General features: G+C 73.2%; 20 protein-coding genes. 14 read left to right on the top strand and 6 right to left on the bottom strand.

The features are described 5' to 3' along the window. Positions 1-14 precede the first annotated feature (14 nt). Together ACFY2L_RS30915 and ACFY2L_RS30920 are read right to left on the bottom strand one after the other, a co-directional pair. Positions 15-1,250, bottom strand: a complete 1,236-nt coding sequence (locus ACFY2L_RS30915; protein WP_390660851.1) for a PP2C family protein-serine/threonine phosphatase — start codon at positions 1,248-1,250, stop codon at positions 15-17. Between the two features lie 175 nt (positions 1,251-1,425). Then, complete coding sequence (locus ACFY2L_RS30920; protein ID WP_390660852.1) at positions 1,426-1,770, bottom strand: MerR family transcriptional regulator; 345 nt, start codon at positions 1,768-1,770, stop codon at positions 1,426-1,428. Between the two features lie 579 nt (positions 1,771-2,349). Here ACFY2L_RS30920 and ACFY2L_RS30925 point away from each other — a divergent pair. The 3 genes from ACFY2L_RS30925 (at position 2,350) to ACFY2L_RS30935 (ending at position 5,495) form a co-directional block, all read left to right on the top strand. Then, complete coding sequence (locus ACFY2L_RS30925) at positions 2,350-3,321, top strand: aldo/keto reductase (RefSeq protein ID WP_390824029.1); 972 nt, start codon at positions 2,350-2,352, stop codon at positions 3,319-3,321. A gap of 87 nt (positions 3,322-3,408) precedes the next feature. Then, positions 3,409-3,975, top strand: coding sequence for a TetR/AcrR family transcriptional regulator (locus tag ACFY2L_RS30930; protein WP_390660854.1), 567 nt, complete (start codon positions 3,409-3,411; stop codon positions 3,973-3,975). Continuing rightward, on the top strand, positions 3,972-5,495 hold the full coding sequence (locus ACFY2L_RS30935; protein ID WP_390660855.1) for an MFS transporter: 1,524 nt from the start codon (positions 3,972-3,974) through the stop codon (positions 5,493-5,495). The genes ACFY2L_RS30930 and ACFY2L_RS30935 overlap by 4 nt, the downstream gene beginning before the upstream one ends. Positions 5,496-5,576: 81 nt before the next feature. Here ACFY2L_RS30935 and ACFY2L_RS30940 read toward each other — a convergent pair whose 3' ends face one another. Beyond that, the gene (locus ACFY2L_RS30940) at positions 5,577-6,248 is read right to left on the bottom strand and encodes a lysophospholipid acyltransferase family protein (RefSeq protein ID WP_390660942.1); all 672 of its coding nucleotides are present in this window, start codon (positions 6,246-6,248) and stop codon (positions 5,577-5,579) included. A 426-nt stretch (positions 6,249-6,674) separates the two neighbouring features. On the opposite strand from ACFY2L_RS30940, the gene ACFY2L_RS30945 reads away from it, so the two are divergent. The 3 genes from ACFY2L_RS30945 to ACFY2L_RS30955 all read left to right on the top strand — a co-directional run bounded on the left by ACFY2L_RS30945 (position 6,675) and on the right by ACFY2L_RS30955 (position 8,973). Beyond that, a complete protein-coding gene (locus tag ACFY2L_RS30945) occupies positions 6,675-7,856 on the top strand; it encodes a glycerophosphodiester phosphodiesterase (RefSeq protein WP_390660856.1) in 1,182 nt (393 codons plus the stop codon). Between the two features lie 67 nt (positions 7,857-7,923). Further along, positions 7,924-8,430 carry a sigma-70 family RNA polymerase sigma factor gene (locus ACFY2L_RS30950; protein WP_390660857.1) on the top strand — a complete coding sequence of 169 codons (507 nt, stop codon included), beginning with the start codon at positions 7,924-7,926 and terminating at the stop codon, positions 8,428-8,430. A gap of 45 nt (positions 8,431-8,475) precedes the next feature. Further along, positions 8,476-8,973: a GNAT family N-acetyltransferase gene (locus tag ACFY2L_RS30955; RefSeq protein WP_390660858.1), complete on the top strand. Its 498-nt coding sequence runs from the start codon at positions 8,476-8,478 to the stop codon at positions 8,971-8,973. On the opposite strand, the gene ACFY2L_RS30960 is transcribed toward ACFY2L_RS30955, so the two are convergent. Then, positions 8,963-9,379, bottom strand: a complete 417-nt coding sequence (locus tag ACFY2L_RS30960) for a hypothetical protein (RefSeq protein ID WP_390660859.1) — start codon at positions 9,377-9,379, stop codon at positions 8,963-8,965. The genes ACFY2L_RS30955 and ACFY2L_RS30960 overlap by 11 nt on opposite strands. 1 nt (position 9,380) lies before the next feature. Continuing rightward, complete coding sequence (locus ACFY2L_RS30965) at positions 9,381-9,740, bottom strand: hypothetical protein (protein WP_390824030.1); 360 nt, start codon at positions 9,738-9,740, stop codon at positions 9,381-9,383. Between the two features lie 422 nt (positions 9,741-10,162). On the opposite strand from ACFY2L_RS30965, the gene ACFY2L_RS30970 reads away from it, so the two are divergent. The 8 genes from ACFY2L_RS30970 to ACFY2L_RS31005 all read left to right on the top strand — a co-directional run bounded on the left by ACFY2L_RS30970 (position 10,163) and on the right by ACFY2L_RS31005 (position 22,558). Beyond that, positions 10,163-11,194: a methionine ABC transporter ATP-binding protein gene (locus tag ACFY2L_RS30970; RefSeq protein WP_390660861.1), complete on the top strand. Its 1,032-nt coding sequence runs from the start codon at positions 10,163-10,165 to the stop codon at positions 11,192-11,194. Further along, on the top strand, positions 11,191-11,937 hold the full coding sequence (locus ACFY2L_RS30975) for a methionine ABC transporter permease (protein ID WP_390824031.1): 747 nt from the start codon (positions 11,191-11,193) through the stop codon (positions 11,935-11,937). The genes ACFY2L_RS30970 and ACFY2L_RS30975 overlap by 4 nt, the downstream gene beginning before the upstream one ends. 72 nt (positions 11,938-12,009) lie before the next feature. After that, positions 12,010-12,846, top strand: a complete 837-nt coding sequence (locus ACFY2L_RS30980) for a MetQ/NlpA family ABC transporter substrate-binding protein (RefSeq protein ID WP_390660863.1) — start codon at positions 12,010-12,012, stop codon at positions 12,844-12,846. 164 nt (positions 12,847-13,010) lie between these two features. Continuing rightward, the gene (locus ACFY2L_RS30985) at positions 13,011-13,649 is read left to right on the top strand and encodes a GNAT family N-acetyltransferase (RefSeq protein WP_390660864.1); all 639 of its coding nucleotides are present in this window, start codon (positions 13,011-13,013) and stop codon (positions 13,647-13,649) included. 85 nt (positions 13,650-13,734) lie between these two features. After that, positions 13,735-14,946 carry a precorrin-6y C5,15-methyltransferase (decarboxylating) subunit CbiE gene (gene cbiE / locus ACFY2L_RS30990; RefSeq protein ID WP_390660865.1) on the top strand — a complete coding sequence of 404 codons (1,212 nt, stop codon included), beginning with the start codon at positions 13,735-13,737 and terminating at the stop codon, positions 14,944-14,946. Between the two features lie 367 nt (positions 14,947-15,313). After that, on the top strand, positions 15,314-20,161 hold the full coding sequence (cobT, locus tag ACFY2L_RS30995) for a nicotinate-nucleotide--dimethylbenzimidazole phosphoribosyltransferase (protein ID WP_390824032.1): 4,848 nt from the start codon (positions 15,314-15,316) through the stop codon (positions 20,159-20,161). 281 nt (positions 20,162-20,442) lie between these two features. Continuing rightward, on the top strand, positions 20,443-21,675 hold the full coding sequence (cobA, locus tag ACFY2L_RS31000) for a uroporphyrinogen-III C-methyltransferase (RefSeq protein ID WP_390660867.1): 1,233 nt from the start codon (positions 20,443-20,445) through the stop codon (positions 21,673-21,675). A 64-nt stretch (positions 21,676-21,739) separates the two neighbouring features. Next, entirely contained in the window at positions 21,740-22,558 is an 819-nt protein-coding gene (locus ACFY2L_RS31005; protein ID WP_390660868.1) for a TrmH family RNA methyltransferase, read from the top strand. A 228-nt stretch (positions 22,559-22,786) separates the two neighbouring features. On the opposite strand, the gene ACFY2L_RS31010 is transcribed toward ACFY2L_RS31005, so the two are convergent. Further along, entirely contained in the window at positions 22,787-24,193 is a 1,407-nt protein-coding gene (locus ACFY2L_RS31010; RefSeq protein WP_390660943.1) for a serine/threonine-protein kinase, read from the bottom strand. Positions 24,194-24,339: the final 146 nt, after the last annotated feature.

Consider the following 24,339-nt stretch of genomic DNA (forward strand, 5'->3'; position numbering starts at 1 on the left):
CGGGAGCGTCCCGGTCACGGCTGCCGCCTGGGGCGGGCGGCCGAGGCCTGCCGGGCGTCCGCGCCGGAGCTGACGTGCCGCTGGGTCTCCTGGGGGCCGTGCCAGTCCAGGCACATGAGGGTGGCGTCGTCCGCGAGCCGGCCGTCGGCGGCGTCCCGGACCGCCGACGTCATCGCCAGCGCGGTCTCCCGCGGGTGCAGGTCCCGGGTGTGCTTCAGCAGGGCGGGCAGGTCGACCGTCTCCCCGTGACGTTCGAGCATGCCGTCGGTGAACATGAGCAGGCGGTCACCGGGGCGCAGATCGAGGTCCTGAACGCGGTAGGGCTGGGGCGCGAACTCGGACATGCCGAAGGGATGGTCCACCTCGCAGGTGATCGTCTCCACGTCCCCCTCGCGCATGCGCAGCGGCCAGGGGTGACCGGCGTTGACGAACTGGGCCCGGCCGGTGCGCAGATGGATGCGCAGCAGCTGCCCGGTGGCGTGACCGCGGCCGTGGTCGATCAGTGCCTGGTCGGCCCGGTGCGCCTGCTCGGCCAGTCCGGCTCCCGCGCGGCGGGCGCCGCGCAGGGCGCTGACCAGGAGCGTGGCAGCCAGTGCGGAGTCGATGTCGTGGCCCATGGGGTCGGTCACCGACACATGCAGGGTGTCGCGGTCCAGGGTGTAGTCGAACGTGTCGCCGCTGAGGTCCTCGGAGGGCTCCAGGTTCCCGCTCAGGGTGAACTGCGCGGCCTCGCACGACAGTGACGGGGGCAGCAGCTGGTACTGGATCTCCGCTGCCAGGGTGGGCGGCCGGGAGCGTTTGCCCCAGGTGTAGAGGTCGGTGAAGCGCCCGTTGGCGATCACGATGTAGGCCAGGAGGTGGGCGGCCTCCCCGACCTGGTGGAGCACGTCCTCACCGGGGTCGGTCGGCAGGATCAGTTCCAGCAGCCCGATCGCGTCCCCGCGGTTGGTGACCGGCACGATCACCCGATGTCCTCGGCCGGTCGCCTCCTGGTACAGCCGCTGGGTGCGGATGACCTCCTCGTAGACGCTGCCGAACATCGGGATGCGCTCCGCCTCCCGCCCGTCCTCCGAGGTGGTGCTGGCCAGTCGCGCCACCGACTTCCCCGTCAGGTCCACGATGAGGAAGGAGACCTCCGTCGCCTCGAAACGCCGCCGCAGGTCCTGCGCGACCACGTCGACGGCGTCCACCGGCGCCGCCGTCTCCGCAGCCGTCAGCAGCCCGGGAACCCCACTCTGCCCACCACGCACGACCGCGGTCCCTTCACCAGCCCCACCTCCCAGCTTGGGAACCGCGGCGCCGGGCGTCAACCGGTGAACGGACACGGGAAGCGGAGCGGTCACGCGGTGCGTGCGTGCACAGGGGGGAGAACATGACCCGGACGACGAGACCGGCCGCGTCGGCAGCCCGACCCGGTCCCGGGCGTCAGGCCGAGGTCTTCGGCTGCGACTCGCGGCCCTGGGCGCGCAGTTGCTCGTTGATGCGCCGGGCTTCCTCGAGCTGGTCCTCGAGGATGACGATGCGGCACGCGGCCTCGATGGGGGTGCCCTGGTCGACGAGCTCGCGGGCGCGGGCGGCGATGCGCAGCTGGTATCGGGAGTAGCGGCGGTGGCCGCCTTCGGAGCGCAAGGGGGTGATCAGGCGGTGTTCGCCGAGGGTGCGGAGGAAGGCGGGAGTGGTGCCGAGCATGTCGGCGGCCCGGCCCATCGTGTAGGCGGGGTAGTCGTCGTCGTCGAGATTGTCGGCGGGACGGGGTGTGGCAGCGGGCATAGACCTCTTCTTTCGGGACGCGTCGGGGGGCCCGGGTGCCATACGGCACCCGGGCCCCGAGCTTTCAACACCATCTGCCGGCGAACTGCGCCGGCCTTCTTCGTCCGCAGGTTCCGCCCGGGAGGCGGGACTGCGGGGATCGCGGATGCGTGACCGGGGACCACCTTCCAATCCGGGGCCTGCGGTACCCGGGCGGACTCTTCCTCGCCCGGGCGATCCTGATGGCGTCTGCTCCTTTACCTTCGATTACTCGGTTGTACTGCTGGATACCGCGGGTACTGCTCGCGGCCAGTCCGGCCGCGTCCTGCTGGACCTGCATGCACGGCAGTTCATCTCTGCCGCGCCTCATCGACTTCCTGAGTACGAGAGAAACAGTACCCCCGCGACGACCCCATGTCTACTGTGGCCGTGACAGATTTTCTGCAGAGCCGCTGCCTGGACTTCTGTCACGCACACGCCTGGAAGAGTGATGTCGCGGGCTGTGTCGAGGGCCGCGGGCCCTTCGGGCGCGCGGGGAACCGCACACGTGCCGTTAGGTTGGTCGGGAGCCGTACCGGAGCCGACCGAACGGAGCCCGCGATGCCTTTCGCCCGACTGGCCGCAGCGACCACCCCCACCTGTCACCTCGGACTGGGACTCGCCGCCGTCGGCCGCCCCGGCTACATCAACCTCGGCCGGGACCGGGACCTCGGAGCGGACCGCGGCGTCGAGACGCTGCGCACCCGCACCCGTGAACTCCTCGACGCCGCCTACGCCCAGGGTGTCCGCTACTTCGACGCGGCCCGCTCCTACGGCCGCTCCGAGGAGTTCCTCGCCGACTGGCTCCGGGCGAGGCCCGAGGCCGACGACGTCGTCGTGGGCAGCAAATGGGGCTACACCTACACCGCCGGCTGGACCACCGACGCGGAGGAACACGAGGTCAAGGACCACAGCGTCCAGACGTACGAGCGTCAGCGCGCCGAGACCGCCGAACTGCTCGGCGACCGGCTCGACCTCTACCAGATCCACTCGGTGACCCCGGACAGTCCCGCGCTCACCGACAAGGAACTCCACACCAGGCTCGCGGAAGCCGCCGCGCGGGGCGTCACGGTCGGCTTCTCCACCAGCGGCCCCGCCCAGGCCGACGCCATCCGTGCCGCCCTCGCCGTGACGGTCGACGGCGAACCCCTCTTCCGTACCGTCCAGTCGACGTACAACGTCCTGGAGACCTCGGCGGCCCCCGCCCTCGCCGAGGCCCACGACGCCGGTCTCACGGTGATCGTGAAGGAGGGCATGGCCAACGGCCGGCTCGCCGACCCGTACGCGCCGCAGGCCCTGAAGGACGTGGCCGCGGAGGTCTTCCTGGGCTGCGACGCGGTGGCCCTGGCGTTCGTCCTGCGCCGGCCCTGGGCCGGGGTGGTCCTCTCCGGCGCCGCGACCGCCGCCCAGCTCGCCTCCAATCTGCACGCGGCGGTCGTCGACCTGGACGAGGAGCAGCTGGCCGCACTGGCCGCCCTCGCCGAGGACCCGCGGGAGTACTGGGAGCGGCGCGCCGCCCTGCCCTGGCACTGATCGGACCCGGACCCCGGAAAAGCCCCTCCATGAGGCGCGCATGCCCAGGGTGAGACAAAAATGTCTCACATGGTCTATCGTCGTCTCATGGCCGTCGATCGTGATCACGTACTCCGCAGCGCCGCCGCCCTGCTGACCCGCAAGTCCACCGCGACCATGGACGAGGTCGCCAGGGCCGCCGGGATCAGCCGCGCCACGCTGCACCGGCACTTCGCCGGCCGCGACGCCCTCGTCCGCGCCCTGGAGGCGCTCGGCATCGCGGAGTGCGAGACCGCCCTGGACGCAGCCCGCCTGGACGACGGCCCCGCGAGCGACGCCGTACGGCGTCTGGTGCGGGCCATCGAACCGTCCGCCGGCCTCCTCGCCTTCCTCTACACCGAGAACCAGCTGTTCGAGGGCGAGGGGCAGAACCAGGGCTGGACCCGGATCGACGACCGCATCGCGGCCCTGTTCCGCCGGGGCCAGGCGGGCGGCGAGTTCCGCATCGACCTCACCCCGGCCTGGCTCACCGAGGCGCTCTACGGCCTGCTGGCCTCCGGCGCCTGGGCCGTCTCGGAGGGCAGGGTCGCCCGCAACGACTTCACGCACATGGTCGTCGAGCTTCTGCTCGGCGGCGCGCTCAGACACGACACCGCACGGAGAGAGGAACCATGACCAGCACCCTGCAGCCGGCGACGACGACGGAGGCGGTGAAGCGCCCCGACCGCTGGCTCGCGCTCTCCGTCCTCGTGCTCGCCGTGCTGCTGGTGGCCGTCGACGCGACCGTCCTCGGTCTCGCGACCCCCTTCATCAGCGAGGATCTCAACCCCACCGGCACCCAGCTGCTGTGGATCGGCGACGTCTACTCCTTCGTCATCGCCGGTCTGCTGGTCTCCATGGGCAGCCTCGGCGACCGGATCGGCCGCAAGCGGATCCTGCTCGCCGGTGCCACCGCGTTCGGACTGACCTCCGTCCTCAACGCCTACGCGACGACACCGGAGACGATGATCGCGGCCCGCGCCCTGCTCGGCGTGGCCGGCGCGACCCTCATGCCCGCCACGCTCGCCCTGATCCGCAACCTCTTCCACGACCCGCGCGAACGCAGCCTGGCGGTGGGCATCTGGGGCGCGACGGCCTCGGCGGGCACCGCGGTCGGCCCCATCGCGGGCGGCTTCCTCCTGGAACACTTCTGGTGGGGCTCGGTCTTCCTCATCAACCTGCCCGTGATGGTGGTGCTCGTCCTCGTCGGCGTGAAGACCCTGCCGGAGTCGAAGAACCCCGACCCCGGCCCCTGGGACCTGCCCAGCGTGCTGCTCTCCCTGACCGGGATGATCGCCGTCGTCTACGCGGTGAAGGAGGCCGCCGGCCACGGCCTCACCTGGGAGCCGCTCACCGCCGGTCTGCTGGGCGCGGCCGCGCTCCACGGCTTCGTACGCCGCCAGCTCACGCTCCCCGCCCCGCTGCTGGACATGCGGCTGTTCCGCCGGCGCGGTTTCAGCGGCGCCGTCCTGGCCGATCTCCTGACCGTCCTCGGCATGTCCGGCCTGGTGTTCTTCCTCTCCCAGTACCTGCAGTTGGTGCAGGGCAGGAGCCCGCTGGAGGCGGGCCTGGCCGAACTGCCCGCGGCCGTGGGCGCAGTGGCGGCCGGTCTGGTCGCCGGCCGCGCGGCCCGCCGCTTCTCGGTACGCGCCGTGGTCTCCGGCGGCCTCGCGGCGATCGGCCTGGCACTGGCCGCGCTGACGGCGCTCACCGGGACCACCGGCTACCCGGTCCTGGGAGCCGCCCTGCTGGTGGTGGGCGTGGGCGCCGGCTTCTCCTTCACGGTGACCGCCGACGTCATCCTGTCCAGCGTCCCCAGGGAACGGGCGGGAGCGGCGTCCGCGGTCTCCGAGACGGCGTACGAACTGGGCGCGGCCCTCGGCATCGCCGTACTCGGCTCGATCGTGACCGGTGTCTACCGCGGCTTCCCGTCGCCGACGGGAACTCCCGAAGGGGCGCACGAGTCACTGGGCGGCGCGGTGGAGGCGGCGTCGCACATGCCGGCGTCCACGGCCGCGCCCATGCTGACATCGGCCCGCGAGGCCTTCGTCGACGGTCTGGGCGTGGCGTCCGGGGTGGGCGCGGCGGTCCTGCTGGCGACCGCGGTGGCGGCCTGGTTCCTGCTGCGGGGACAGCGCCTCGACCACGCCGGGTGAGGGGCGCACCTCAGGGGCGCGGGGACCTGCGCGGCCGTCCGCGCACGACCCGCGCCCTTCGGTGAACCCTGACGCGACCCCTTACGCCGCCTTGGCCTTGGTCGCGTACATGTCCACGTACTCCTGCCCCGACAGCCGCATGACCTCGGCCATCACGGAGTCCGTCACGGCCCGCAGCACATAGCGGTCCCGGTCCATCCCCTCGTAGCGGGAGAACTCCATCGCCTCGCCGAACCGGACGGTGACCCGCCCGGGGCGGGGCATCCCCGCACCGCCCGGCTGCAGCTTGTCCGTGCCGATCATCGCGAAGGGGACCACGGGCGCGCCGGTCATCAGGGTGAGCCGTGCGATCCCGGTCCGCCCCCGGTAGAGGCGGCCGTCGGGGGAGCGGGTCCCCTCGGGGTAGATCCCGAAGACCTTCCCCTCCTCCAGGACCCGCCGCCCGGTCATCAGCGCGGCCACGCCCCCGCGTCCGCCGTCCCGGTCCACCGGGATCATGCCGACGCCGGTGAAGAACCAGGCCATCAGCCGGCCCTTGAGGCTCTTGCCGGTGACGTACTCGTCCTTGCCGATGAAGAAGACCTGCCGGTCGCACACGAGCGGCAGGATCATCGAGTCGATGAACGTGAGGTGGTTGCCGGCCAGGATGACGGGACCATCGCCGGGGATGTGCTCCGCGCCCTCGACCCGGGGACGGAACATCAGGCGCATGACCGGTCCGAGCACTGCCTTGATGAGCGCGAAGCGGGACAACGAGCCCTCCGATGCCAAGGGAAAACGGTATGAGTCTGTGCAGGTGAGGACGATACTCGCGGCCCCCCGGGTGACGCACATCGGGTTCACCGAGGCCTTACGCACTGTTGACGTACGTATACCTGGTTGGCCGCACCGTCGCGGGCCCGTCATGCGGACGGAACACGGGCGAGAGATACCGCGGACGGCCCGACACCGGGCGCGTACCCGGCCCCACCCGTTCGAATCTGCGGTGTCCGACGCCCCGTCACATCGCCGTAGGGCGGCCCTACCGCACGCGTACCACCTCGGCGGCGAAGCCCTACGACACTCGTACGGCACACGCCATCCACCGTCACCCGCGTGTTGGGACCACGGTCTCCCGGCGGTCATGTCCACGCCCCTACGATCGGCCCGCACGGACGAGCCGACGGGCAGGAGGGCCTCATGGGATCGCAGGACGCGCGGGAGTCGAACGAGAGGGCGAGCGGGGGCGGTACCGGACGCCGGGCGCTCCTCGGCGCGGCGGTGCTCGGGGCCACCGGAGGTGTCCTCGGCCTGTCGGGGACCGCGAGAGCGGCCGACGCACGGCACGGCGGAGGCGGCCTGAGGAGCCTCCCGGTCCCGACGGTCATCGGTCACCGCGGCGCCAGCGGCTACCGCCCCGAGCACACCTTCGGCTCCTACCAGCTCGCCCTCGACCTGGGCGCCGACATCGTGGAGGCCGGCGACCTCGTCCCCACCAGGGACGGGCACCTCGTCTGCCGCCACGAGCCGGAGATCGGCGGCACGACGGACGTCGCCGACCATCCCGAGTTCGCCGACCGCAGGACCACGAAGGTCCTCGACGGCGTCTCCACCACCGGCTGGTTCACCGAGGACTTCACGCTCGCCGAGCTGAAGACCCTGCGCGCCGTGGAGCGCATCCCGGCCAACCGCCCGCACAACACCCTCTACGACGGCCGCTGGGAGATCCCCACCTTCGAGGAAGTCCTCAGGTGGCAGGACGAGCAGACCCGCAGGCGCGGCAAGCAGGTCTGGATCTACCCGGAGACCAAGCACCCCACCTACTTCCGCAAGCTGGGCCTCGGCCTGGAGGAGCGGGTCGCCAAGCTGCTGCACAAGTACGGCAAGGACAGGAAGAACTCGCCGGTCGTCCTGCAGTCCTTCGAGCCGAGCAGCATCCAGCGCCTGAACAAGCTGGTCGACAACCCCCTCGTGGTGCTGCTCTCCGCCGCGAACACCCGCCCCTGGGACTTCGTCGAGGCGGGCGACCCGCGCACGGTGGCCGACCTCGTCACCCGGGCCGGCCTCCGGGAGATCGCCGGTTACGCCCAGGGCATCGGCCCCACCCTCGACCTGGTCATCCCGAAGGACGCGGACGGCCGCCTCACCACCCCCACCACCCTGGTCCGGGACGCCCACGCGGTCGGCCTGGTCCTGCACCCGTACACCCTGCGCAACGAGAACCCGTTCCTGCCCGCCGACTTCCGCAAGGGCACCGACGCGGACGCGTACGGCGACGTCTTCGGCGCCTACCGCACGTACTTCGCGACCGGCATCGACGGGGTCTTCACCGACAACCCGGACACCGGACTCCTCGCCCGCCAGGACTTCGTCAACGGCTGACTCCCCGTTGGAGTGACATACGGCCGCCCGCGCAACCAGCCGCCCGGGCGGCCGCATCGTGTGCCCCATGACGCACGACCTGCTCACCGATCTGCGCCCGCTCCTCGCCGCCGAGGCCTCGGCCGAGGCACACGCCACCGGCACCGAACCCGGCGACCTGGAACAGGAGGTCTGGCTCCGCCTCCTGGAGCACCTCGCCGCCGGCGGCCCGCCGCGCGACCCCGAGGACTGGCTGCGCCGGGCCGTGCGCGCGGAGGCCCGCCGTGCCCACCGCACGACCCACCTCGAGCGACCGTACGAGACCGAGCCGGCCGACGACCACGACCGCGGCCCCGAGCACCTCGCCCTCGCCGCCGCCCACCGCCGTGTCCTGCGCGAGGCCGTGCGCCGCCTCCCCGGCCGCTGCCCCCGTCTCCTTCAGGCGTTCCTCTCCTCCGAGGACCTCACCTACCGGGAGATCGCGGGGGAGTTGGGTATCTCACAGGGAAGTCTCGGACCGGAACGCTCCAGATGTCTGGGATGTCTGCGTCGTTTGCTCACACCGGAGGTTGCGGCCCGCGAAGTGCGGGGATAGGAGTGAAGGACCACAGGCGATCAGGTGAGCGGGAGGCGTGCGCACATGGGCATGAGCGTGACCATCTCGGTGGCGACCGAGCAGGATGCCGAGCAGATCTTCAGGCTGCAGTACCTGTGTTTCCAGAGCGAAGCCGCGCTGTACGGCAACTACCGCATCGCCCCGCTCGTCCAGAGCCTGGACTCCGTCAAGGAGGAACTCGTCTCCGACTGCGTCATCGTGGCCCGGCTGGGCGACGAGGTGGTCGGCTCGGTCCGCGGCCACATCACCGAGGACGGCGCGGCCTCGATCGGCAAGCTGTGCGTCCACCCGCGCCTCCAGGGCCACGGGATCGGCGCCCGGCTGCTCCGCGCCGCCGAGGCCGCCCTGGCCGAGGAGCGCGGCGCCAAGAAGTTCCGTCTCCACACCGGTCACCGCAGCGAGGGCAACCTCCGCCTGTACCGCCGCGTCGGCTACGAGACGGTGGGCACGTCCCAGGGCACGGACGGCGTACCCATGATCGTCCTGGAGAAGCAGGCGGGGGAGTACGCGGCTACGGCTTAGCCGTACGGGACTTCCGCAGCCAGTACAGGGCCGACAGCGGCAGCAGGACGGGGATGAACACGTACCCCATGCCGTAGTCGGACCAGACCGTCGCGTCCGGGAAGGCCGACGGCTCGATCAGGGTCCACGTACCGACGATCAGCACGCCCGCGAGTTCGGCGGCACAGCACACCTGGGCCGCCCTGCGCGCCGTCTCGCCGCCGCGCACCAGCGAGTACGTGATGAACCCGTACACGAGCCCCGCCACCGCCGACAGCGTGTACGCCAGCGGCGCCCGGTCGAACTCCGTGGCGATCTGGTACGCCGAGCGCGACACGGCCCCGACGACCATCACGCCGTAGAACCACACCAGCACCAGGCCGGGCCCGCCGATCAGCCGGGCCGGCTTGTCCTGAACGGCCGTCATCTCAGCCTCCCCAGATGTCGTAGAGCCGGACCTCGAGGACGGCGAGCACGACCGCGCCGGCGGCGACGGTGACCGAACCCCAGCGCGTCCGCTCGGCCAGGGACATGAACCCCGCCGCCGGGATGCACGCGAACGCGCCCAGCAGATACGCCACGAAGATCGTCGTGCCTTGTTCCGGCTTCTCGCCCCGCGCCAGCTGCACGATCCCGATCACCAACTGGACCAGGGCCAGCACCGAGACCACGGCCATCCCGATGAAGTGCCAGTCCTTCGTCGGCTGGTCGCGGTAGGCCGCCCAGCCGCACCAGGCGGCGAGCGGCAACGCGGCGACGCCGGTCACCAGCGTCAGGGCATCAAGCATGCAGCGACCCTATTACGCCGTAATCGGCCCCCGGCGTCCGCCCCCGCACCCGGGAGGGCTGTCCATGACTGTCCAGTATCCGGACAGCCTGGCTCGGTCAGGACCGTACGTCTGGTTTACTGATGCCCATGACCACGACGAGCAGCCGCACCGCGACCGAGGCGACCATGACGCCCGGTGCTCGTTGTCTGTGTCGAATGTGCGCCTTCTAGAGGGCCCCTGCACCACCCCCGAGCTCGCGCCCCGAAGCGAGACGCCGTGGCATGTCCCCGCGCCGTGCGCCGTGTGACATGGCCGCCCCGCGCACCTGTTCTTCCCCGGATCCCGCCATCACCGTGAGAACCGTGTCGCGTCCCTGACAGCTTGCACCCGTGCGTCCGGGCACACCCCTGCCCGCGCACTCGACAGTGACGGAAATCCCAGTGATCACCACCACGGGCCTTACCAAGGTCTACCGCTCGCGCGGCCGTGAGGTCACCGCCCTCGACGGCGTCGACCTGCACGTCCGCGAAGGCGAGGTGTACGGCGTCATCGGCCAGTCCGGCGCCGGCAAGTCCTCGCTGATCCGCTGCGTCAACCTGCTGGAGCGCCCCACCGCCGGCACGGTCACCGTCGCCGGACAGGACCTCACCGCCCTCGCCGGCCGCGGACCCCGGGCCGGCCGGGAACTGCGGCAGGCGCGCAGCCGTGTCGGCATGGTCTTCCAGCACTTCAACCTGCTGTCCTCGCGCACCGTGCAGGACAACGTCGAACTGCCCCTCGAAATCCTCGGCATCTCCGGGAAGGAACGTTCCCGCAAGGCCCTGGGGCTGCTCGACCTGGTCGGACTCGCCGACAAGGCGCGGTCCTACCCGGCCCAGCTCTCCGGCGGCCAGAAGCAGCGCGTCGGCATCGCCCGCGCCCTCGCCGGCGACCCCAAGGTGCTCCTGTCCGACGAGGCGACCAGCGCCCTCGACCCGGAGACCACCCGCTCCATCCTCCGGCTGCTGCGCGACCTGAACCGGCAGCTGGGCCTGACCGTCCTGCTCATCACCCACGAGATGGACGTGGTCAAGTCCATCTGCGACTCCGCCGCGCTCATGGAGCGGGGCCGGATCGTGGAGTCCGGCACGGTCAGCGAGCTGCTCGCCACCCCCGGCTCCGAACTGGCCGCCGCGCTCTTCCCCGTCGGCGGGGAGGCCACCGGCGAGGACCGCACCGTCGTGGACGTCACCTTCCACGGCGAGGCCGCCACCCAGCCGGTCATCTCCCAGCTGTCGCGCACCTACAACATCGACATCTCCATCCTCGGCGCCGCCATCGACACCGTCGGCGGCCTCCAGGTCGGCCGGATGCGCATCGAACTGCCCGGCCGCTACGACGACAACGTCGTACCGATCGGCTTCCTGCGCGAACAGGGCCTGCAGATCGACGTCGTGGGTGAGCCCCTGCTGGTGAAGGAAGGTGCCAAGTGACCTGGTCCGAGATGCAGCCCCTGCTGGAGCAGGCCTGTGGGGACACCCTCTACATGGTCGGCTGGTCCACGCTCGTCGCGGTCGCGGGCGGCCTCCCGCTCGGCGTCCTGCTGGTCCTCACCGACCGGGGCGGCCTGCTGCAGAACGTCGTCGCCAACAAGGTCATCGGGCAGGCCGTGAACATCGCCCGCTCGATGCCGTTCATCATCCTGATGGTCGCGCTGATGGGCTTCACACGCTCGATCACCGGCACCACCATCGGCCGCGAGGCCGCCATCGTGCCGCTGGCCATCGGCGCCATCCCGTTCTTCGCCCGCCTCGTCGAGACGGCTGTCCGCGAAGTGGACGGCGGACTCGTCGAGGCCGTGCAGGCGATGGGCGGCAACACCTGGACCGTCGTGCGCAAGGTCCTCGTCCCCGAGTCGCTGCCCTCGCTGATCTCCTCCACGACCACCACGATCGTCGCCCTGATCGGCTACTCCGCCATGGCCGGCACGGTCGGCGCCGGCGGCCTCGGCGACATCGCCGTCCGCTACGGCTACCAGCGCTTCGAGACCGACCTGATGTGGATCACCGTCGCCGTCCTCGCCGTCGTGATCGCCCTCATCCAGTTCGCCGGCGACTCGGTGGCCCGCGCCCTGCACCGCCGCGGCGGCCGCTCCGGCCCGGCGCCGGCCCTGCGGCTGCTGAAGGCCAAGGAGCCGGCGGCGGCCGACGCCGCCGACGTCGGCAAGGCCGCCTGAGCCCCCCAGACCCCCCAGATCCCCCCGCCCACCCACCGCGGGGCAGCACCACCCACAGGAAAGGCACTTTTCGTGCGTAACACCGCCAAGATCACCACCGCCGTCCTCGCCGCCGGAGCCCTCACCCTCGGACTCAGCGCCTGCGGCTCGGACAAGGACTCCGCCGGCACCGACGCGAACGCCACGCTGACCGTCGCCGCCACGCCCACCCCGCAGGGCGAGATCCTCACCTACATCAAGGACAACCTCGCGGAGAAGGCCGGCCTGAAGCTGGAGGTCAAGGAGTTCACGGACTACGTGACCCCCAACACCGCCGTCCAGCAGGGCGAGGTCGACGCCAACTACTTCCAGCACCAGCCGTACCTGGACGACTTCAACAAGAAGAACGGCACCGACATCGTCGCCGTGCCGAACGCCACGGTGCACCTGGAGCCGCTCGGCCTCTACTCCCAGGACGTCAAGAAGCTCGACGACCTCAAGAAGGGCGCCACCGTCGCCCTGCCGAACGACACCACCAACGAGGCCCGCGCGCTCAAGCTCCTGGAGGCCAACGGGCTCATCGAGCTGAAGTCCGGCGTCGGCTTCGCGGCGACCCCCAAGGACGTGACGTCCAACCCCAGGAACCTGAAGTTCAAGGAGCTGGAGGCGGCCCAGCTGCCGCGCTCCCTCGCCGACGTCGACGCCGCGGTGATCAACGGCAACTACGCGCTGGAGGCCGACCTCAGCCCCGCCGAGGACGCGCTCGCCGCCGAGTCCGCCCAGGACAACCCGTACGCCAACTTCCTCGCCGTCAAGAAGGGCGACGAGGACGACCCCCGGGTCGAGAAGCTCGCCAAGCTGCTCACCTCGGCCGAGGTGAAGAAGTTCATCGAGGACAAGTACGACGGAGCCGTCGTCGCCGCGTTCTGAACCGGCTCGCGCCGACAGGCGCCGCACACCACGGGGTTCACCCCTCACCGGGGGCGGACCCCGTGGTGCGGTCCAGTGCTTTCATGCTGCATGCTGGGCAGTTCAGCGGGTCCTGACGGTCCGGTAGACAGGGTCCCGAGGTTTCGAAGGTTACGGAGCGGCGCATGACGAGCACCTTCCCCACCATCTCCATCAGCACGGAGCGGTTGGTGCTGCGTCCCCTCGACGAGGACGACGTGCCGGCCCTGGCCGAAATGATGAACGACGAGCAGATCGCGGCGTGGACGGCCGTACCCCAGCCGTTCACCGAGAGCGACGCCCGCACCTGGATCACCGAGTACGCGCCCGCCGAACGCACGGCCGGCCGCGGCCTCGACCTCGCCGTCACCGAGTTCCTCACCCAGCGGCTCGTCGGCGTCATCCAGCTCGGCAAGACCAACTGGCACGTCCGCTCCACCGAACTGTCGTACATCGTCGCCTCCTGGGCCCGCGGCGAGGGCTACGCCTCCGAGGCCGCCCTCGCCACCGCCCAGTGGCTCTTCACCGACCAGAAACTCGAACGCATCGAGCTGCGCACGGCCGCCGACAACACCGCCTCCCAGCAGGTCGCGCAGAAGATCGGCTGCATCAGCGAGGGCGTGCTGCGCAACGCCTGCATAGCCCGGGCCCGCGCCGAGGACGGCACCTGGACCGAGGTGCGCACCGACTTCATCGTGTGGAGCCTGCTGCCCGAGGACCTGGAGGGCGCCGGGGAGCAGCTGGCGGAGAGCGGCGGATTCACGTCGTACACCGACTGGAACTGAACGCGAGCCCCCGTCGTCCGGCCCCGTCGACCAGGTACCCTCACGGAGCCCGCTACCTGCGTAAACCCCGGGGAGACTGACGACGATGGCCGACCGCGTCACGGTGATCGGCTGGGACGGCTCGCCGCTGACCGCCGCGGCCCGCTCGGCGCTGGGTGCCGCCACCCTGGTGGCCGGCGCCGCCCACCATCTGACGCTGCCCGAGATACCGCCCGCCGCCGAACGCATCCGGCTGGGCAGCGTCTCCCTGGCCGCCCGCCGCATCGCCGGCCACCGCGGCACGGCGGTCGTCCTCGCCGACGGCGACCCGGGCTTCTTCGGCGTCGTACGGACCCTGCGCGCACCCGAGTTCGGTCTCGAGGTCGAGGTCGTCCCGGCCGTCTCCTCCGTCGCCACCGCCTTCGCCCGCGCCGGGATGCCCTGGGACGACGCCCAGGTCGTCGTCGCCCACCGGCGCACGCTGCGCCGCGCGGTCAACGTCTGCCGCGCCCACACCAAGGTCGCCGTGCTCACCTCGCCCGGCGCCGGGCCCGCCGAGCTGGGTCTGCTCCTGGAGGGCGTGCACCGCACCTTCGTGGTCTGCGAGGAACTCGGCACCGACCGCGAACGGGTCAGCGTCCTCACCTCCGACAAGGCCGTCGACCACACCTGGCGCGACCCCAACGTCGTGATCGTCATCGGCGGCCCGGTGACCGCCGGGGACGGCGGCGGCTGGATCGCCGGGCGCGACCCGGGCGCCGGCCCGCGCGGCTGGGCCCTGCCCGCCGAGGCGTACGGCGGCGGCCTCGGCGAAGGGGAGACGGACCTGCTGCGCGCGGCCCAACTCGCCCGGCTCGGACCGCGCGTGGGCGACCTCGTCTGGGACATCGGCTGCGGCAGCGGCGCGTTCGCGACCGAGGCCGCGCGGGCCGGCGCGGCCGTCCTCGCCGTCGACCGGGACCTGGACGCCTGCGCCCGCACGGACGCCGCCGCCCGCCGCCACGGCGTCCAGCTCCAGATCGTCCGCGGCACCGCCCCGCACGTCCTGGAGAACCTGCCCGAACCGGACGTCGTCCGGGTCGGCGGCGGGGGAGTGGCGGTGGTCTCCGCCGTCGCCGACCGCCGCCCGCAGCGCATCGTCACCCACGCGGCGACCCGCGACGCCGCCGAACTCGTCGGCCGCGACCTGACCGAGCACGGCTACCTCGTCGAGTGCGCCCTCCTGCAGTCCGTCCAACTCGACACGCGGGTCTGGACGGAGACCGAGCGGAGTGTCGCGTTCCTGCTCAGCGGGGTTCTGCCGGACCGCCGGCCATGACCTCCTCCGCCCTCCCCGTGATCCTGTTGTCGTACCGCTCGCGGTAGGCTGGCCGATCGTCGTACCGCTTCCGTTCACCCGGCGCTTCGTCGGTCAATGTCCGGAAAACACATCCCTTTTGGGGTGGGGCGTGGTACGGCAGAACCGGAGGGCGCGCAACGTGGCGCAGTCCACAGCGGCACGACGGAGATCAACCTGTCGCGACGCGGCCACGGCCGGGACAATGCCACTGAATGGCTTTGTCGCTTTTTCGGGCGGGTCGTTCGTGCCGCTGGGCACGGACGCTCGTTCTTCACTACGGGGCGGTCGGTGCGCCGTTCCGGATGAGCTGGTCGTAGGAGCACTAACCGATGGGCGAGGGGTACGCATGACCGACACCGGCCAGGTCCCGGGCGAGGGGCTGCCGGAGAACGCAGGCATGGTGGAACAGCCGGGCGCCCCCGCGCACGGCGCGTACACCTACCTCTCCGAGACCACCGCCGAGGACGAAGACCTGTTGCTGCTGCCGGGCGCCCAGAGCGCGTGGGGCAACGAAGTGGCTCCGCCCGCGCCCGAGCCGGTCGTCGAGACGGTGCACGAGCCCGGCCCGCACGAGCTCTCCGGCCGCGACAGCGGCTCGGTGGACCTCAGTGCCGTACGCCTGCCGGGCCCGGCCGCGCCGCCGCAGCCGGCCCCGCGCCGCCCTCTCCACCTGGGCCCCCCGATCCCCGACACCTCCTCCAGCCCGGTCCGCTCCCTCGCGGACCGCGGCCCCGCCGGCGCTCCGGTGCGTCAGGCCGGCCCGCCCGTCTCCGGTCCCGAATACCTCGACGTCCCGCCGCTGCGCGACACGCCCCCGCAGGGCGCGGCACCCTGGGGGGCCCAGGCCACCGCTCCCGCCGCCGTTCCGGCTCAGGGGCCGGCCGTGCCCGGGGCGACCCCCGCGGAAACGGCCGTTCCTGTTCCGGCGGCCGGTCCCGTGGCTCCCGAGCCCGGCCAGGTGGGCGCCGCCGAGGCCGTCGTGGCCCGCGTGGCCACCGAGGCGATCGCCGCGACCGCCCAGCAGGAGGCGGAGAGCACCGAGGCGGCGTACGCCGGGAGCGAGAGCGGTCCGGCTACGACGCCGCAGGTTCCCGGCGCCCTCACCGGAGAGCCCGCTCAGGTTCCCGGACCGGCGGCGACGGCCGAGCCCGCGCGGTTCGCCGCCACCGCCACCGGGTTCGTCGATCCCGGTCAGCTGCTCGGAGCGGCTCTGATCGCCGAGGCCGAGCAGGACGTCGCCGGCGAGGTGACGGAGGCGGCGCCGGACGCGGGGGCCGGCGCCTCTTCCGGGGGCGACCAGGCCGACGGGCCCGACGCGTCCGACGAGTCGGAACAGGCCGTCGCTGTGCCGGAGGCGCCCGCGGTCACCGAGGGCGGCCACGGGGAACAGCCCGCGCCCGCCGCGGACGGCGTGCCGGCGGGGGAGCCGACGGCCGCTACCGGGTCCGTGCCCGAGGCCGGGGCCGAGGCCGAGCCCGCCGGGGTTCCCGAGGCGGGCTCCGTCGAGGCCGCCCAGGCCGTGGAGGCGGGCGCCGCCGCGCAGCAGGCACCCGCCGACGCGGCGCAGGCGGCCGAGGCGAGTCCCGCCCAGGCGCATCAGATGGATCAGGTGAGTCCGGCCGAGGTGGCGCAGGAGGCCGCCGAGGGCCCGGTGCCGGTGGCGCAGGCCGCGCCGAGCCCGGCCGAGGAGACGCAGACGTCCGAGGCCGGCGCTGCCGAGACGGCGCAGGTCGCGGAAGGGGCGGCCCAGGCCGTCGAGGCGGCCGGGGCCGACGCGGTCCAGGGTGCCGAGACGTCCACGGGCGACGTGCCGCAGGTTGTCGCGCCCGTTGCCGACGCGGTCCCGGTTCCCGGGGAGAGCGCCGGTGAGACGGTCCAGGGCGCCGAGGCGACCGCGGCCGAAGTGACGCAGGCTGCCGAGGCGCCTGCTGAGGCGGTCCAGGTGCCCGAGACGACCGACGGCGAGGCCGTCCAGGGTGCCGACGTGCCCGCTGCCGAGGTGGCGCAGGTTGCGGAGGCGGCTCCCGCCGAGGCGGCCCAGGCTGCCGAGGTGCCCGCTGCCGAGGCGGTCCCGGGCGCCGAGCCCGGGGGTGCAGCGGCGCCGGTGTCCGAGCCGACCGCCTCTGAGGTCGCCCAGGCGGCCGAGGTGCCCGGCCCCGGGACGGTTCCCGCAGCCGAGGCGCCCGCTCCCGAGGCAGCCCAGGAGGGTGGGCCGAGCACTGTCGAGGCCGCCCAGCTCTCCGAGCCGGTTCAGGCCGCCCCGGCCTCCGAGCCCGCCACCGAGTCCCCGGTCCCGGAGGCCACCCCGGCCCAGGACGCGGCGCAGGTCACCGAGCCCGTGCCCGCACCCGACACCACCGGCCAGGCCCCCGAACCGGAGACGACCGTGACCGCCGAGGCAGCCGGACAGCCCGCGCCGGAGACGGTCGCATCCGTGCAAGAGGTGCCCGCGGCTCCCGTTCCCGTGCAGGAGAACCCTGCCGCCGAGCCTTCCGTACCCGCCGGCGACGCGGCGCAGCTCGCCGAGGGCGCCACCGCTCCCGGTGAACCCGCCGTCGCCGAGGCCCCGCAGCCCGCGGAAGCCACCGTGGCTCCCGAGGCCCCCCAGCCCGCGCAAGCCACCGCGGCTCCCGAGGTCCCGCAGCCCGCCCAGACCTCCGACGTGTCTGCCGAGGCGGCTGCCGCCGTACCCGCCGAGGCCGCAGCAGCCGTCCCGGCCGCGGAGACCGCCACCGTCCAGCCCGTGGCACCGGGCGTCGCGCAGCCGCAGCCCGAGCCGGTCTCCCGGACGCACCCCGCTCCGGAGCAGGCGGCCCGGCCGGCCCAGGCCCCGGCCACCCAGCCGGAGCCGGAGGCGCAGCCCGTGAGCGAGCCCGCCGCCCCCGCCGTCCACCAGGCGGATCCGGCATCCCAGTCCCTGGACGATCCCGCCCCGGCCTCCGCCCCCGCCCCGGTGTCCGCGGCCCCGCAGGCGGAGACGCCGGCCGAGGTCTCCGCCGAGGCTCCCGCCGACATCCCCGCAGCCGTACCGGTCGAGGTGCCCGGCGGGGCGCCTGCCGAGGCCCCGGCCGCGCCCGTCGGCATGACGCTCTCCGCCCCCCACCCGGACCAGCCGATGGGCGCGTTCGTGCCGGTCGAGGGCAGTGTGCCGACCACCCCGCACCTCGCCCCCACCCCGCAGCAGGCCCCGGTGGTTCCGCCGGAGGACCAGCGGCCCGCGGAGACCGCGTCGGCCCAGCCGGGGATCCCGGCACAGGCCCCCGGCGCTCCCGCTCCCACCGTCCCCGCCCCCCGCGCGGCCGACGCCGCTCCCGCCCCGGCGACCCCGGACGCGGAGCCCGCGGCCGACGCCCATGCCGACCCCGACCCCGAGGTCGCCCAGAGCCCGGAGGACCTGGACACCAGGGCCGCCGACCAGGAAGAGAGCACGGCCCCCGTGGAAGAAGTCACAGAGTCCACCGGCCCTGCCGCGCCCGGGTACGACGACGCCGAGCGTGAGGCCGTTCTGAAGGTCATGCGCGAGCGCCGGGACATCCGCAACGGCTTCCGGAGCGACCCGATCCCGCACGAGGTGCTGCTGCGCGTGCTGGAGGCCGCCCACACCGCGCCCTCCGTCGGCCACTCGCAGCCGTGGGACTTCGTCGTCATCCGCTCCGCCGACACCCGGCGCGCCATGCACGAACTGGCGATGCGTCAGCGCGACGCGTACGCCAAGTCCCTGCCCAAGGGCCGGGCGAAGCAGTTCAAGGAACTGAAGATCGAGGCCATCCTCGACACCCCGGTGAACATCGTGGTCACCGCCGACCCGACCCGGGGCGGCCGCCACACCCTGGGCCGCCACACGCAGCCGCAGATGGCGCCGTACTCCTCCGCGCTCGCGGTCGAGAACCTCTGGCTCGCCGCCCGCGCCGAGGGCCTCGGCGTCGGCTGGGTCAGCTTCTTCGACGAGCGCGAGATGGTCCGCGCGCTGGGCCTGCCCGAACACCTCGAAGTGGTCGCCTACCTCTGCGTCGGCTACGTCGACGAGTTCCCGGACGAGCCCGAGCTGATGCAGGCCGGCTGGGCCAAGCGCCGCCCGCTGTCCTGGGTCGTCCACGAGGAGACGTACGGCCGTCGCGCGCTGCCCGGCGAGGACCCGCACGACCTGCTCGCCGAGACGGTCGCGGGGATCCGCCCGCTGGACGCCAAGGCGCTCGGCGAGGCGTGGGAGCGCCAGAAGCGCATGACCAAGCCGGCCGGCGCGCTCGGCATGCTGGAGATCATCTCCGCGCAGCTGTCCGGCCTGTCCCGGCAGTGCCCGCCCCCGATCCCGGAGCCCGCGGCCGTCGCGATCTTCGCCGGCGACCACGGTGTGCACGCCCAGGGGGTCACCCCCTGGCCGCAGGAGGTGACGGCCCAGATGGTCGCCAACTTCCTCGGCGGCGGCGCGGTCTGCAACGCCTTCGCGACCCAGGTGGGCGCGGAGGTGTGCGTGGTGGACGTGGGTGTGGCCGCCGACCTCCCGGCGACCCCCGGCCTCCTGCCCCGCAAGATCCGCGCGGGCACGTCCGACATGACCACCGGCCCCGCGATGACCCGCGAGGAGGCCAAGCAGGCCATCGAGGTCGGCATCGAGACCGCCCGTGACCTGGTGGCGGCCGGCAACAAGGCCCTGCTGACGGGCGAGATGGGCATCGCGAACACGACGGCGTCCGCGGCCCTGATCTCCGTCTTCACCGGCGCGGACCCGGCCGAGGTGACGGGCCGGGGCACCGGTATCAACGACGAGACCCTCGCCCGCAAGACCGAGGTCGTCCGCCGCGCCCTGGAACTGCACCAGCCGGACCCCGCCGACCCCATCGGCGTCCTGGCCGCGATCGGCGGCTTCGAACACGCGGCGATGGTCGGCCTCCTCCTCGGGGGCGCGTCCCTGCGTACGCCGGTGATCCTGGACGGCGTCAGCGCCGGCGCCGCCGCCCTGGTCGCCCGGGCCATCGCCCCGGAGGTCCTCGCGGCCTGCATCGCCGGCCACCGCAGCGCGGAACCCGGCCATGTGGCGGCCCTCAACAAGCTGGGTCTGCGCCCCCTGGTCGACCTCGACCTCCGCCTCGGCGAGGGCACCGGCGCCCTCCTGGCCCTCCCGCTGGTCCAGAGCACGGCCCGGGCGATGCACGAGGTGGCGACCTTCGATTCGGCGGGCGTCACCGAGAAGTAGGACGCGAGAGGCACCCGGGACACCGGTTCCGGGTGCCTTCGCCGGGGTGAGGTGCCCGACGGCCACGGCCTGCAGGCCGCGGTCGTGGCAGGCGCCGGGCGTTCCTCCCCGAGCGCCCCAGGGCCCGGGAGACGTCCCCAGGCCGAAGGGGTTGGGCACCACCGCCCCACCCGCGCACCGGCAACGCTGCCCAGCCATCGGACACCGAACCCGTCCGCCCCGCCCGCGCCGTAAAATCCGCACGTCAGGGCCCCGCACGCCGTAGAGAGGAGCCGCCCCTCATGGCCGAACACCCCGCCTACCCCGTAGGCCTCCGCCTCACCGGCCGCAGGGTCGTCGTCCTCGGTGGCGGCCAGGTCGCCCAGCGCCGCCTCCCCGCGCTGATCGCGGCCGGGGCCGACATACACCTGGTCTCCCCGGACGCGACCCCCTCCGTCGAGGCCATGGCGGACGCGGGCGAACTCACCTGGCACCAGCGCCCGTACGCCGAGGGCGACCTGGCGGACGCCTGGTACGCCCTCATCGCCACGAGCGACGCCGAGGCCAACACCCGGGCCTCCGCCGAGGCGGAGGCGCACCGCGTCTGGTGCGTCCGCTCCGACGACGCCGACCAGGCGACCGCCTGGACCCCGGCCACCGGCACCAGCGAGGGCGTCACGGTCGCCGTCCTCACCACGGAGGCCAAGGGCCGCGACCCCCGCCGCACCGCCGCCATCCGCGACGCGGTGGTCGAGGGCCTCCGCGACGGCACGCTCGTCGCCCCGCACCACCGCACCCGCACCCCCGGCGTCGCCCTCGTCGGCGGCGGGCCCGGCGACCCCGACCTGATCACGGTCCGCGGGCGCCGACTCCTCGCCGAGGCCGACGTGGTCATCGCCGACCGCCTCGGGCCCCGCGACCTCCTCGCCGAACTCCCCCCGCACGTCGAGGTGATCGACGCGGCGAAGATCCCGTACGGCCGTTACATGGCCCAGGAGGCCATCAACAACGCGCTGATCGAGCACGCCAAGCAGGGCAAGTCGGTGGTCCGCCTCAAGGGCGGCGACCCGTACGTGTTCGGCCGCGGCATGGAGGAGCTGCACGCCCTCGCCGAGGCCGGCATCCCCTGCACCGTCGTCCCCGGCATCTCCAGCTCCATCTCGGTCCCGGGCGCGGCCGGCATCCCGGTCACCCATCGGGGCGTCGCCCACGAGTTCACGGTCGTCAGCGGCCATGTGGCCCCCGACGACGAGCGCTCCCTGGTCGACTGGGCGTCCCTCGCCAAGCTCACTGGCACCCTCGTGATCCTCATGGGCGTCGACAAGATCGGAAAGATCGCCGAGACGCTCGTCGCGCACGGCAAACCGGCCGGCACCCCCGTCGCGCTCGTCCAGGAGGGCACGACGGCCGCCCAGCGGCGGGTCGACGCGACGCTGGAGACGGTCGCCGAGACCGTGCGGACGCAGGAGGTCAAACCCCCTGCGGTGATCGTCATCGGCGAGGTCGTCACCGTCGGCCCCCGGACGTCTGCGTAACCCCGGGTAACACAACCCGTTCCCAGCCGTTGGCACCGCACCCTGGACAAGGCAGTATCACCCTGTGGCCGATCTCATCACCGTTGAGGACCCCGACGACCCGCGCCTGCGCGACTACACCGGCCTGACCGACGTCGAGCTGCGCCGCAAGCGCGAGCCCGCCGAGGGCCTGTTCATCGCGGAGGGCGAGAAGGTCATCAGACGGGCCAAGGACGCCGGGTACGAGATGCGCTCGATGCTGCTCTCCGCCAAGTGGGTCGACGTCATGCGCGACGTCATCGACGAGCTCCCGGCCCCGGTCTACGCCGTCAGCCCGGAGCTCGCCGAACGCGTCACCGGCTACCACGTGCACCGGGGCGCCCTCGCCTCCATGCAGCGCAAGCCGCTCCCGACGGCCGCCGAACTCCTGCAGACCGCACGCCGGGTCGTGGTCATGGAATCGGTCAACGACCACACGAACATCGGCGCGATCTTCCGGTCCTCCGCCGCCCTCGGCATGGACGCGGTCCTGCTCTCCCCGGACTGCGCCGACCCCCTCTACCGCCGCAGCGTGAAGGTCTCGATGGGCGCGGTCTTCTCGGTGCCGTACGCCCGGCTGGACACCTGGCCCAAGGGTCTGGACTCGGTCCGCGAGGCCGGCTTCACCCTGCTCGCCCTCACCCCGGACGAGAAGGCCCGCTCCCTCGACGAGGCGGCCCCGCACCGGATGGACCGCGTCGCCCTGATGCTCGGCGCCGAGGGCGACGGACTCTCCACCCAGGCCCTGGTCGCCGCGGACGAATGGGTCCGCATCCCCATGTCCCACGGCGTCGACTCGCTCAACGTCGGCGCGGCCGCGGCGGTCGCCTTCTACGCCGTGGCCACGGGGCGCCCCCGGAGCTAGGGGCCCGGCACGCCCTCCCCCGGAGGGGAGGGGACCCCGGCGGCGTTGTCGTCGGTTGCCGACGCTCCGCGCCGAAGCCCTCCTCCGCCTCGCAGCCGCACGTACCGGGCCCCGCTCGGGTCGGCCGGACGGCACCGTCGCCTTCCTGCGGCCCGATCCGAACGACGGGCCCCTGGGGCTGCCCGCCCCGCCTGCCGTCGGGCGACGACGCCGCTTTCGCGGCAGGTCCTATGCCCGGCCGGGCAGCACCTCCGGCTGCGACTGCTGCTGCCGTACGACGCCGTCCCCGCCGCCGAGGCCACGGTCCGGGCCCTGGCAGCCCTGGACGATGCCGATGCCCAGCGCCACGAGCAGCGTCACGACGACGAAGACGAACAGGCGCTGGCGCAGCAGCCGCGGGTTGGCGGGCCGTCGGCCGGTCCCCGTGTTTCTCGGCCCGGGCCGCCCGGCCCCGCTGCGGGGCGCCGGCCGGCTGCCGCTGCCGCCGGGACGGCTGTTGCGCGAGGCGGGAGCGGGACGGCTCCCGGACCGCGACGACGAGGCACCGCCCCCACGTGAGGCACTGCCTCCCCGCGACGGAACCCCGCCCCGGGAGGGGACCGCCCCCCGGGAGGACGGCACGCCACCCCGGGGCGGGGGAGTACCCGATCCGGAGCCCGAGCGCGAGCCCGAGCCGGAACCCGAGCCCGTGTGCGGCCCGCCCGGCCGGCGCAGCGTGCGCTCCGGGTAACTGGAGCCGGCGAGACGTCCGGTGGGCCGGTCCGCCTCCGCGGCCCGTGGCACGGGCGGCCGGGCATCGCCGGTCCCCTGCGCCTCGCGGGCGGCGATCTCCTTCAGCCGCAGCGAGAGATCGAGCGTGCTGGGCCGTTCGTCGGGGTCCTTCGCCAGACAGGCCCGGATCAGCGGGGCCAGCGCGTCGGGCACGCCGTTCAGATGGGGCTCCTCGTGCACCACGCGGTACAGCATCACCTCGGAACTGCCGTGCCCGAAGGGCGAGTCGGCCGTGGAGGCGTACGCGAGCGTGGCACCGAGCGAGAACACGTCCGTGGCCGGCGTGACCGCGGCGCCCCGCACCTGCTCGGGCGCGAGGAAGCCGGGGGAGCCGACCGCCGTGCCGACGTGCGTGAGCGTCGAGGCTCCGGTCGCCCAGGCGATGCCGAAGTCGATGATCCGCGGGCCCTTCGGCGACAGCAGGATGTTGGACGGCTTCAGGTCCCGGTGGACGACCCCGGCCTCGTGGACGGCGACGAGCCCCTCCGACAGGGCGGCCCCGATCGAGGCGAGCTCGGCCGCGCCGAGCGGGCCCTCGTCGTTGACCTTGTCGTGGAGGGAGGGCCCGGGCACGTACTGCGTGGCGAACCAGGGCCGGTCGGCGTCGAGATCGGCCGCGACCAGCCGCGCCGTGCACCCGCCCCGGATCCGCCGGGCGGCGGACACCTCACGGGCGAACCGCGAACGGAACTCCTGGTCCTCCGCGAGGTCGGGCCGGATCACCTTCAGCGCGACGCGCTGCCCCTTCTTGTCCGAGCCCAGATAGACGACGCCCATTCCGCCCGCGCCGAGCCGTCGGTGAAGCCTGAACGAGCCGACGACGCGCGGGTCCTCGCGCCTCAGGCGCATCATCGCCATGTTCATCCCCGCTGCCCGGTCCGTGTGACGTGCCACAGCTTACGTTTCCACGGCCGTTCGCGCGCAGAGGCCGCGCCCTCTGCTCCCGATCGATTGTCAGTGCCGGGTGGGAGACTTGAAGAGTGGTCAGAGAGCCTGGGAACAGGCGGACC

Source organism: Streptomyces sp. NPDC001381, from assembly GCF_042895685.1.
Taxonomy (GTDB): Bacteria; Actinomycetota; Actinomycetes; order Streptomycetales; family Streptomycetaceae; genus Streptomyces.

Excerpts from the sequence above, each read along its gene's own strand:
- ACFY2L_RS30985 (WP_390660864.1), top strand. The coding sequence starts at position 13,011 with ATGACGAGCACCTTCCCCACCATCTCCATCAGCACGGAGCGGTTGGTG.
- ACFY2L_RS30965 (WP_390824030.1), bottom strand. The coding sequence starts at position 9,740 with ATGCTTGATGCCCTGACGCTGGTGACCGGCGTCGCCGCGTTGCCGCTC.
- ACFY2L_RS30920 (WP_390660852.1), bottom strand. The coding sequence starts at position 1,770 with ATGCCCGCTGCCACACCCCGTCCCGCCGACAATCTCGACGACGACGAC.
- ACFY2L_RS30960 (WP_390660859.1), bottom strand. The coding sequence starts at position 9,379 with ATGACGGCCGTTCAGGACAAGCCGGCCCGGCTGATCGGCGGGCCCGGC.
- ACFY2L_RS30930 (WP_390660854.1), top strand. The coding sequence starts at position 3,409 with ATGGCCGTCGATCGTGATCACGTACTCCGCAGCGCCGCCGCCCTGCTG.
- cobA (WP_390660867.1), top strand. The coding sequence starts at position 20,443 with ATGGCCGAACACCCCGCCTACCCCGTAGGCCTCCGCCTCACCGGCCGC.
- cbiE (WP_390660865.1), top strand. The coding sequence starts at position 13,735 with ATGGCCGACCGCGTCACGGTGATCGGCTGGGACGGCTCGCCGCTGACC.
- ACFY2L_RS30935 (WP_390660855.1), top strand. The coding sequence starts at position 3,972 with ATGACCAGCACCCTGCAGCCGGCGACGACGACGGAGGCGGTGAAGCGC.
- ACFY2L_RS30925 (WP_390824029.1), top strand. The coding sequence starts at position 2,350 with ATGCCTTTCGCCCGACTGGCCGCAGCGACCACCCCCACCTGTCACCTC.
- cobT (WP_390824032.1), top strand. The coding sequence starts at position 15,314 with ATGACCGACACCGGCCAGGTCCCGGGCGAGGGGCTGCCGGAGAACGCA.
- ACFY2L_RS30945 (WP_390660856.1), top strand. The coding sequence starts at position 6,675 with ATGGGATCGCAGGACGCGCGGGAGTCGAACGAGAGGGCGAGCGGGGGC.
- ACFY2L_RS31010 (WP_390660943.1), bottom strand. The coding sequence starts at position 24,193 with ATGAACATGGCGATGATGCGCCTGAGGCGCGAGGACCCGCGCGTCGTC.
- ACFY2L_RS30950 (WP_390660857.1), top strand. The coding sequence starts at position 7,924 with ATGACGCACGACCTGCTCACCGATCTGCGCCCGCTCCTCGCCGCCGAG.
- ACFY2L_RS30955 (WP_390660858.1), top strand. The coding sequence starts at position 8,476 with ATGGGCATGAGCGTGACCATCTCGGTGGCGACCGAGCAGGATGCCGAG.